This is a genomic window from Prevotella rectalis (assembly GCF_900607215.1).
In the GTDB taxonomy this organism is placed as follows: domain Bacteria; phylum Bacteroidota; class Bacteroidia; order Bacteroidales; family Bacteroidaceae; genus Prevotella; species Prevotella brunnea.
In genome coordinates this window covers 938290-948292 of record NZ_LR027822.1, presented here as the reverse complement: position 1 = coordinate 948292, position 10003 = coordinate 938290, and the positions used below count along the sequence as shown (strand labels likewise).

The following is a 10003-nucleotide window of genomic DNA, read 5'->3' as shown; positions in this document are numbered from 1 at the left end:
AATCTCTTTTCTCCCTGTTTTCTTTTGGAGTAAGGCGAAAATTTGCGACCTTTGCTCCGAGGTTAATTGATGATATTTCACAATACAAAGTTAATTAATCTTGGGGAGACAGAGGTCTCCCTTTTTTATTTGTATTGCTGGTTGTTTTTTTTCCTCGCCGAGAGATGCAGACAACCTCTCGCTACGCTTCGAGAACGTCTGCATCTCTCGGCGAGGGCTACTCTTTTATTGCACTTCGTTTTGGAACTTGCATTTATATCAAGTCAAAAGCAATATAAATACGGAAAATATGTATAAATCTCAATCTTTATCAATCGTGGAACTTCCATTTTTCCATGGTGAGAAATAAAAGCTTCGTTATTCGCTTGTACAATGGTGTTATGAGGAATCGGGTCGATATACTTTCCGAAAGCTAAGGTATTACATTCCAAAAGCTTATCTTTTGCAATGCAAAAGCTTAGCTTTTGGAACGCAAAAGCTAAGCTTTTAAAATGGGGTTTGTAAGTGGTTGAGTGTCAGGTGTTTTGAAATGTGATAAAAAGGGTTGGGAAAAGGTGTTGTTGATTGATGGGATGGCAGAAGCGAAAAAGCCCCACAATCCCTTGAGGACGGTGAGGTTTTTTGGAGAGGATTGTCGGGGCTGGCTTTTTAGCGAGTGGCTTTGTTTTACCGATTCTTTGCCGAGGCGTCATGATGTTATGGCTTCGCCCCAAAGTAAACTTTCATTCAGGCTGCCAAAGTCTTTGCGCGAATGAATTTATAATTGGACCATTCTAATCATATTTATTAAAAAGTACTTGCAAGTATCAATTTTATTTTTTACATTTGCCCCATAAATAGAACAATATTAAAATAAATGAACTACTTACTACATTATATACACTGCGAATATATGCTACTAATTTATTATACCGGTGTTTTTTCGTCATTGCATTAATCATGGTAAGTCTGCTTGGAAAATTATAATATTATATTAATGTATTAACAAATTATATTTACTATGAAAGTCTACGAATATCAGGCAAAGGAAATTTTTGCAGCTTATGGTATGGCTGTGCAATCGGGTTTCGTTTGTCGTACTCCGGAAGAAGCCGTAGAAGCTTATCGAAAACTCGGTGTTGAATTGGCAGTAATCAAAGCACAAGTACACACCGGCGGTCGTGGCAAAGCAGGTGGCGTTAAACTGGCCAAGAGCGAAGAAGAGGTGAAACAGCGTGCCACCGATATATTAGGAATGGATATCAAAGGGTTTACCGTTGATCGCGTTCTCGTTACCGAAGCTGTGGATATTGCCTCGGAGTTTTATGTTAGTATCGTTATTGACAGAAAAACGAAAGGTGCGATCATGATGCTTTGCCGCGAAGGTGGTGTCGATATCGAAACCGTGGCAAAAGAGTCTCCGGAAAAGATTGTTAAGATTCCAATCGACCCCTTACTTGGATTGCCCGATTATCTCGCTCGCGAGGCAGCCTTTAAGCTTTTCGATGATATGGCTTACGTGAAACAGGCGGCTCCCCTTCTGCAAAAGCTTTATCGTTTGTTCAAGGAAAAAGACGCGTCGTTGGCGGAAATCAATCCACTCGTCATTACAGAACAAGGTCAGGTGATGGCAATCGATGCCAAAATGACATTCGATAACAACGCTCTTTTCCGCCATCCGGATATCTTTGAAATGTTTGAGCCTACAGAAGAGGAAAAAGTTGAGCAAGAAGCTAAAAGCAAGGGTTTCAGCTATGTGAACCTCGGTGGTGAAATTGGTTGTATGGTGAATGGCGCCGGGCTGGCTATGGCCACGATGGATATGATTAAGCTTTACGGCGGTACTCCTGCCAATTTCCTTGATATCGGCGGCAGCTCCAATCCTACAAAGATTGTAGAGGCAATGAAGCTCTTGATGTCCGACAAACACGTGAAGACAGTTCTCATTAATATCTTCGGCGGTATTACTCGTTGCGATGATGTTGCGCAAGGTTTGATAGAGGCATTTAAGACCATTGAGACGGATATGCCTATCGTTATTCGCCTGACTGGTACTAACGAAGAACAAGGACGCGAACTTCTGAAAGGCACTAAGTTTAATGTGGCGCATACAATGGGTGAGGCCGGAAAAATGGCGGTTGAACTGTGCGCAAAGTGCAAATAATTAACCGAATAGTCGTATAAAATAAAAACTGGAAACAAAATGAGTATTTTAATCAATAAAGATACACGACTTATCGTACAGGGTATAACGGGTCGTGACGGCGGATTTCACGCAAAGAAAATGAAAAAATATGGTACCAACGTGGTAGGTGGTACTTCTCCCGGCAAGGCCGGACAGGATGTGGACGGCATACCCGTCTTCAATACCGTGAAAGACGCAGTGGCAGCGACAAATGCCAACACTTCGGTGATTTTCGTTCCGGCACCTTTTGCCAAAGATGCCATGTTGGAAGCCGCTGACGCAGGCATCAAACTCATCATCTGCATCACGGAAGGCGTTCCGACACTTGACGTGGTTGAAGCTTATCGTTACATTCGCGACAAGGGTGCGAACTTGATCGGACCGAACTGTCCGGGACTTATCTCACCGGACAAGAGCATGGTGGGTATCATGCCTACCAATATCTTTAAGAAAGGACACACGGGGGTTATCAGCCGAAGTGGCACGCTGACCTATGAGGTGGTGGCTAATCTTACGGCTGCCGGTTTCGGACAATCCACAGCTGTGGGAGTTGGTGGCGACCCTATCGTGGGACTATACTTCCAAGATTTGCTGGAAATGTTCCAAAACGACCCTGATACCGATAGTGTTGCCATCATTGGCGAGATTGGTGGTGATGCCGAGGAACGCGCGGCGGAATTTATCAAGAAGAACCTTACGAAGCCTGTTGTGGCATTCATTTCCGGTCGAGAGGCTCCCAAGGGAAAGCAGATGGGACACGCGGGTGCTATTATCTCCAGCGGCTCGGGTACGGCAGCAGAGAAGGTCGCTGCTTTCGAGGCTGCAGGTGTTCCCGTAGCGCGTGAGACAAGCGAAATTCCTGAGCTTTTGAAAGGACTGATGAAATAATAAGCTAATTCGCACTTTATTTATATTGCTTTATTACCGGCGAAATCCGCAAGATTTCGTCGGTGGTAAAGTATTTTTAACCTATAACTTTTGGTCGTTCCGAAAAATAAGAATACCTTTGCATCGTATAATAAATTGATGAGGAGATGATATGTATGGGATTCCGACAGAAGTTGTTGGAATTCTATTTCTTTTTATCTCCACCTGAAAAACGTATAAACTTAAAATAGAATAATTATGTCTTATATGTCACAAGAGGGCTACGACCGACTCGTGGCTGAACTGAAGCAGTTAGAATCAGTGGAACGCCCCAAGGCATCGGCAGCCATCGCAGAAGCGGCTGATAAGGGCGATTTAAGCGAAAACTCTGAATACGATGCAGCCAAGGAAGCACAACGCCATTTGGAAGCCAAAATCAATGAGATGAAACTTACCATCGCGCAAGCAAAAATCGTGGATATGTCTCGACTTAGTGATGAGGCGGTACAAATCATGTCAACGGTTGAAATGACTAACATGGCGAATAACTCCAAGATGAAATATACAATTGTCAGTGAAACGGAAGCTAACCTTAAGCAAGGGAAAATCTCCATACACACACCTATTGCGCAAGGGCTGCTCAATAAGAAAGTGGGTGATGTCGTAGAGATAAAGATTCCACGCGGAACCATTAAACTCCGGGTGGACAAGATTTCCATTAATCTGTAATCCTATCGTATAACAATAATTTTATTTTGTGGTCATGACAATATTTTCAAAGATAGCCGCAGGCGATATTCCAAGTTATAAATGTGCGGAAAGCGAGAAGTTCTATGCTTTTCTTGACATCAATCCCGTTGCAAAAGCTCATACGTTGGTCATACCGCGTAAGGAGGTGGATTATATCTTCGACATGGAAGATGATGATTTGGCAGAATTTCAACTCTTTGCCAAGAAGGTGGCACGTGCCTTGAAGACAGCTTTTCCCTGCAAGAAAGTGGCACAGATAGTGCTCGGGCTTGAAGTAAACCACGCTCATATTCATCTCATCCCCATGAACAGTGAAGGTGACGTGGACTTTAAGAAACACATAGAGGTATCACCGGAAGAACAGCAGGGCATCGCGAACAAGATTTTTGAGGAGTTTAAGCGATTGGGATAATCTATTCTCCGGTTTTTGGGGCATTTGTTCCGGTATGGCGAAAGGCGAAAAGCAGGTAGCTGCTTCTCGCCTTTCGCTTTTTTAGCATGACGGAACAATATTCCCCTCTATACAAATTCATCGCCTTTCTTTAGTTGGATTTCGTTCACGTATTTAAGAATGAGAGACGAAGAGTCTTCTTTCTTACAAATCAGCAGCACGTTATCATGCTCTGCCACGATATAGCCATCCAGTCCGTTGATAACTCCTAAGCGTCCTTTTGGCAACTTGATGATATTGTTTTTGCAATCATCGATGACTACATCCGAGTCGATGACCACATTGTCGCCCATGCCTCTGCTTCTCGATTCGTAAATGCCGTGCCACGTGCCGAGGTCAGCCCATCCGAAATCACACTTCATTACATAAACGTTGTCCGACTTTTCCAGCACACCGTAGTCGATGGACAGGTTGGGGTAGGAGGGATAAAACTCTTGAACGAAATTATTTTCCTCCTCAATGCTGAAGTCTTTCATTCTCGCATCAAGATTTCTCAGCACGGAAGGAAGAAAGTTGTAAAGGCTGTTGGTGAGATATTGCACGTTGGAAAGGAAAAGTCCGGTATTCCAATACCATTCCTTGCTTTTCAAAAACATTTCTGCAAATTCCTTATCGGGTTTCTCCGTGAAAGCCTTTACTTTATATATGTTGTTTATTCCTGTCGAGTTTCCCATCTGTATGTAACCATAGCCCGGCTCGGGGCGTGTGGGTTGTATTCCCATTGTCAGAAGACAGTTGTGATGACTCACGAAGCTCAACCCTTCGAGAACGTTTCTTAAAAACGCTTCCTCGTTGAAAACTCGTTGGTCGGAAGGCGATACGATGATGTTTGCTTTCGGGTTTAGTTTTCCAATCCGATGAGTAGCCCATGCCACGCTCGGCGCAGTGTTTCTGTGAATAGGTTCTGCCATGATGTTGTCGCGTTCTACTTCCGGTAGTTGTTCGCGTACGATATCAAGATATTGTTGGCTTGTATTGATGTAGATATTCTCTTTCGGAAACATCCGGGTAAATCTGTCGAATGTTTGTTGTAGCAAGGTTCTTCCCTCACTAAAAAAATCGATGAATTGTTTAGGTAGTTCTTCGCGACTGCTTGGCCATAGGCGTCTCCCTTTGCCTCCTGCAAGGATTAAGCAGTAATAATTTTCCGTTTTTGTCATTATCATAGAATGTTAGACCCTTGGATTAATAACCCAAAGTTATCTCATAAAATTATATCCGGCAAATGTTTTAAGAAATAAATAATTATTTTTGGAAACTTTCAATCGTCGTGGCATGTTTTTCAAACGGATAGGGAGATGGTGGGTTCTGACTTGTTTTTTTTTGTTCACTGTCGCCAATTGTTCACTGGTTTGAGGGATAAAAATCGAGTTTGATAATGTTGTAAAGCGTTAATTGCATTAATGTGTCGTAAGGCTTTTTCTTTATTAGTGTTAAAGAATGGGTGAATTTGGGCTTTGTGTGTCGTTGTATTTGGTGGTATGAAGAAAAATGTGTATCTTTGCATTCGCAATTCAAAAAAAGGCTTTTCTTTCTTTTTGAAGAGCGAGTTAGAATAATATCGCGGAGTGGAGCAGTTGGTAGCTCGCCAGGCTCATAACCTGGAGGTCGCATGTTCGAGTCCTGCCTCCGCAACAATGAAGAAGATGAGTCGTTTCGGCTCATCTTTTTTTGTTCCACGTCATTATGTTTCTTTTTCGGCGATGTGTATTCGCATTAAAAAGAAAAAGTGCACAACTGCAAATCTCTTCGCTTGTTGTGCACCCTCTGACTGTCATCAGACAATCTAAAGTGTTTCTCCTGTAACAATCAATCTTTCGACCTTAAAAATCTAAAACCCATTGCCTGAATTCAATCGGCATTTACCTAAACTACTAAAACCTATTCACTTAATACTAACTTAAACAATCTTATTATTCTTCTTTTCAGTTGCAAAATTACCCTCTCTTTCACAATTGGCAAAGGAATACCAGAAAATAATTTGGAATCTTTTCATTTTATTGATATAAATCAAGTGTGGCGTACAAATTATTTGTGTTCCTACCCAATAGCGTCTTAAATATTTTTTCAAAAACTCACGAAACATCGCATAAATCATAAGGCTCGACGTGTTTTCTCTCTAATCCCATATGGCGAATATCTCCAATTCGTATTCAGGTGGTGGTAAACAGACGCTTGATGGCGAACATTCGACCAGCCCGGCACTATGAAATTATATTACAAAAAACGATGTTGGGGACATGCTTTGTAATCTACTGATAATCAGTGTGATAATAATTGCAATTTAAAAGCTTAGCTTTTGCACTCCAATTCATGACCTTTTGCAGCGCAAAAGGTAAGCTTTTGGAAAGTGAAAGCTAAGCTTTGGGTGGATGAATGAAGAATATTTAGGACATTATTGGTTCTTACCTTGATTTTTTATGTTTTCCATCCCTTTTCCTATTTTTACCTCTCCCATTGTTGAAAAGTCTTTGTTTTTCGATTTGTTCCTCTACGATTTGGATGTGGATTATCCCTGCTTTTTCCTTGCACATTATCGATGGAATGTGCCAAATATATTGTTTCATAATATTTTATCCCATAAAAGTTTGTGCATCATAAATAAATTGCTTACATTTGACGTTACTTTAAGTAACAATTCAAATCAATTCAAATAATATGAAATCAGATTTTGAGATTGCCCACGAGGCAACATTGGAGCCAATTGAGAAAGTAGCTCGAAAAGCAGATATACCGGTTGAAGAGTTGGAACCCTATGGCAAGTATATAGCGAAAGTGCCTTATCGAAAGATAGATGAGGCAAAGGTGAAGAAATCGAATTTGATTCTCGTTACCGCCATCACCCCCACTAAGACCGGTATTGGTAAAACCACTGTCAGCGTGGGACTTTCTTTAGGTATGAACCGCATTGGCAAGAAGGCCATTACCGCCCTTCGTGAACCATCGCTCGGTCCTTGCTTTGGTATGAAAGGTGGAGCTGCAGGTGGCGGCTATGCCCAAGTGTTGCCTATGGAGAAGATAAATCTTCACTTTACGGGCGACTTCCACGCCATCACTTCCGCCAATAACATGATATCGGCTCTTCTCGACAACTATATTTATCAGCATCAAAACGAAGGCTTCGGCATGCGTGAGGTGTGGTGGCGAAGAGTGCTCGACGTGAACGATCGCAACCTGCGCACCGTTGTTACAGGTTTGGGTGGGCGTACGGATGGCGTGGTGATGGAGAACGGTTTTGACATCACCTCCGCTTCCGAGATTATGGCTATCCTTTGCTTGGCACAAGATGAGGCCGACCTCTATCGCCGCATCGACAACATCATTCTCGGCATCACTCTCGATGGTGAGCCTTTCCGGGTTCGCGACATGAAGATTACCGGATCCATCGTAGCTTTGCTTAAGGAAGCATTCAATCCGAACCTCGTTCAGACCATAGAAAACACACCGGCGTTTATCCATGGTGGCCCGTTTGCCAACATTGCGCACGGATGTAACAGTATTATTGCCACCAAGATGGCAATGACCTATGGCGACTATTGCATCACAGAGGCAGGCTTCGGTGCCGATTTGGGAGCGGAAAAGTTCTTGAACATCAAGTGCAGGAAAGCGAATATCTCCCCGGTCTTAACCGTTTTGGTTGCCACCGCTCAGGCTTTGAAGATGCACGGAGGAGTGGATGAAAAAGAAATCAGCAAACCAAATCTTGATGGGGTGCGTGCCGGTCTTGCCAATATGGATCGACACATCGCCAACTTGGAAGCTTTCGGACAGACTGTCGTGGTTTGTTTGAACCGTTTTGCCTGCGATACCGATGAGGAACTCGAGCTGGTAGAGCGTCATTGTAAAGAACTCGGCGTGGGCTTTGCGCTCAATACCGCTTTCGCTGATGGCGGAAAGGGTGCTGAAGCTTTGGCGCGATTGGTGGTGGATACCATAGAGAAGAACCCTTCCAAGCCTTTGAAACTCACTTACTATGGCACAGATAGCATAGAAGAGAAAGTGAACAAGATTGCGAAGAATATCTATGGCGCGAAAGAGGTGATTCTTTTATCGAGGGCGAAAAAGCAATTGGCATTGATAGAAAAGCTCGGATTCGATAAATTCCCTGTCTGCATTGCCAAGACCCAGTACTCTTTCTCTGAAGATCCAAAGGCATACGGCACGCCAAAAGATTTCGATATCACCATTCGCGAGTTTGTCATCAATGCCGGAGCGGAAATGATCGTGGCCATTGCCGGTACCATCATGCGTATGCCGGGCTTGCCCAAACAGCCTCAAGCACAGCGAATAGAGGTGGTAAATGGAGTTATCGAGGGATTATCGTAAATCCCAGGGGAGGTTCTATTCTCTCCATGATTTATGAGGCTCATGCTTCCGACCGATTTCTTCGGTTGGAGCAAAGTCGATTTCGCAGTTGGAACAAAGCAAACCAATACTCTGTATAAAGGGATGGGAGTTTCTTGATTTTTGAAATCGCCCCTCACCATAACGGAAAAAGCCATATCTTCTCATCATCTTGAGGTGGATATGGCTTTTTTGTTAAGCAATCTTCAATGTTAAATCCCCGGAGTGCTCATTGGGCTTTGATCTCTCAGGGACGGTCTTGATGGAGTCTCCCGTACCGAGTTGTACCCATTACTACATCGTCATGCAGAAAGCCATCCGGCATCCTACAGCTACTGCCACGGACAAGCACCATACATACCATTTGTTTTTCAGGTAGCAGAGCAAGCCACCCAAAATGGCAACAAGGTCAATTAAATCGATCCATAGAATGTTCCAGCTTTCTTTGAAGCCAAACAGCAACCAGTTGATGTCTCCGATATATCGTGCCAGTAATACGCCGATTAGTATGGTGCTGCAAGCTACCATATCCGATTGATAGCGTTTCAGCAGATACCATGTAAGGAGCAAAAGGAAAATGCTGTTAGCTACTTGTATTATAAGGCATGTTTCTATCAACTTCGCGACAAAAAACATCAACAACAAATAGGAAAGCGTGATGGCAAAAGCCTTCAATGCTACAAATTTAGTTCGATTTGGTGTCATGGAATATGGTTTTTGGTTCTTATGTTTGCAAATATATAAATAAAATTCTTGAAACTACCCCCCCCCTTATTTTTTTGTTGTTTTTAACATTTTGTTGTTGCGTAACGGTCTGCATCCACTTGTTCGTGTGCCAAAGCTGTGGCAATCGGTCATTAGCCACCAAAGCCACAACTCACCGTTGTACAACGATTTGCTATCCCAATCCCGCGTGTGGACAAACACGGGGTTTGGTTCATACAGAGAGAAATGGAGCAACCGCGGCGGGCAATGAAACAACCATATTTTTTTATTATCCTTTGTTCGACTTGGACTCATAGAGAAACGATACGAAATCTTTATACGTAAACTATCACTTTGCAAAAGCTTAGGTATTGCATTCCAAAAGCTTAGCTTTTGAATGATAAAAGCTTAGCTTTTGGGTGGTAAAAGCTAAGCTTTTAAAATGCGACTTGTAAGTGGCTGATTATCAGTGCGTATTTTCTGCCGATTTTCCACACTGTAGATAGGCCTTTCAGACCGGATGTCCGTCCCTTCAATACTCTGTTCATTCTAATGTAATCCAAATAGTTACATTCCTTGCGTTTCCCACTGTTTCCCTTAATTCTTGACTACCGATTATGCTTAAAAAAGTTTATTTTCTCCTTATTATTATGTAGTTATGCAAAAAAATGAGTATCTTTGCGCCTCGAAGTAGCCGGAGAAATTCTCATTTTCCACCTGGA

At 42.8% G+C, this 10003-nt stretch carries 8 protein-coding genes and 1 tRNA gene; 6 read left to right on the top strand and 3 right to left on the bottom strand.

Translation table 11 applies throughout. From position 1 onward, the window contains the following. Positions 1-1000 precede the first annotated feature (1000 nt). The 4 genes from sucC (at position 1001) to E0E16_RS12320 (ending at position 4193) form a co-directional block, all read left to right on the top strand. Complete coding sequence (gene sucC / locus E0E16_RS12335) at positions 1001-2143, top strand: ADP-forming succinate--CoA ligase subunit beta (protein WP_130830490.1); 1143 nt, start codon at positions 1001-1003, stop codon at positions 2141-2143. 39 nt (positions 2144-2182) lie between these two features. Then, on the top strand, positions 2183-3052 hold the full coding sequence (sucD, locus tag E0E16_RS12330; protein ID WP_130830489.1) for a succinate--CoA ligase subunit alpha: 870 nt from the start codon (positions 2183-2185) through the stop codon (positions 3050-3052). 237 nt (positions 3053-3289) lie between these two features. After that, entirely contained in the window at positions 3290-3760 is a 471-nt protein-coding gene (greA, locus tag E0E16_RS12325; RefSeq protein ID WP_130830488.1) for a transcription elongation factor GreA, read from the top strand. A gap of 34 nt (positions 3761-3794) precedes the next feature. Beyond that, complete coding sequence (locus tag E0E16_RS12320; RefSeq protein ID WP_130830487.1) at positions 3795-4193, top strand: HIT family protein; 399 nt, start codon at positions 3795-3797, stop codon at positions 4191-4193. A gap of 107 nt (positions 4194-4300) precedes the next feature. On the opposite strand, the gene E0E16_RS12315 is transcribed toward E0E16_RS12320, so the two are convergent. Beyond that, positions 4301-5392 (bottom strand): mannose-1-phosphate guanylyltransferase, encoded by a 1092-nt coding sequence (locus E0E16_RS12315; RefSeq protein WP_130830486.1) that lies wholly within the window; start codon positions 5390-5392, stop codon positions 4301-4303. A gap of 402 nt (positions 5393-5794) precedes the next feature. On the opposite strand from E0E16_RS12315, the gene E0E16_RS12310 reads away from it, so the two are divergent. Beyond that, positions 5795-5867 (top strand) — tRNA-Met (locus tag E0E16_RS12310). A gap of 770 nt (positions 5868-6637) precedes the next feature. Here E0E16_RS12310 and E0E16_RS13735 read toward each other — a convergent pair. Continuing rightward, a complete protein-coding gene (locus tag E0E16_RS13735; protein WP_165444232.1) occupies positions 6638-6799 on the bottom strand; it encodes a hypothetical protein in 162 nt (53 codons plus the stop codon). Between the two features lie 91 nt (positions 6800-6890). Here E0E16_RS13735 and E0E16_RS12305 point away from each other — a divergent pair, with 91 nt between their 5' ends. Then, the gene (locus E0E16_RS12305) at positions 6891-8558 is read left to right on the top strand and encodes a formate--tetrahydrofolate ligase (RefSeq protein WP_130830485.1); all 1668 of its coding nucleotides are present in this window, start codon (positions 6891-6893) and stop codon (positions 8556-8558) included. 312 nt (positions 8559-8870) lie between these two features. Here the strand turns inward: E0E16_RS12305 and E0E16_RS12300 are convergent, their stop codons facing one another. Next, positions 8871-9281, bottom strand: a complete 411-nt coding sequence (locus tag E0E16_RS12300) for a hypothetical protein (RefSeq protein ID WP_130830484.1) — start codon at positions 9279-9281, stop codon at positions 8871-8873. Positions 9282-10003: the final 722 nt, after the last annotated feature.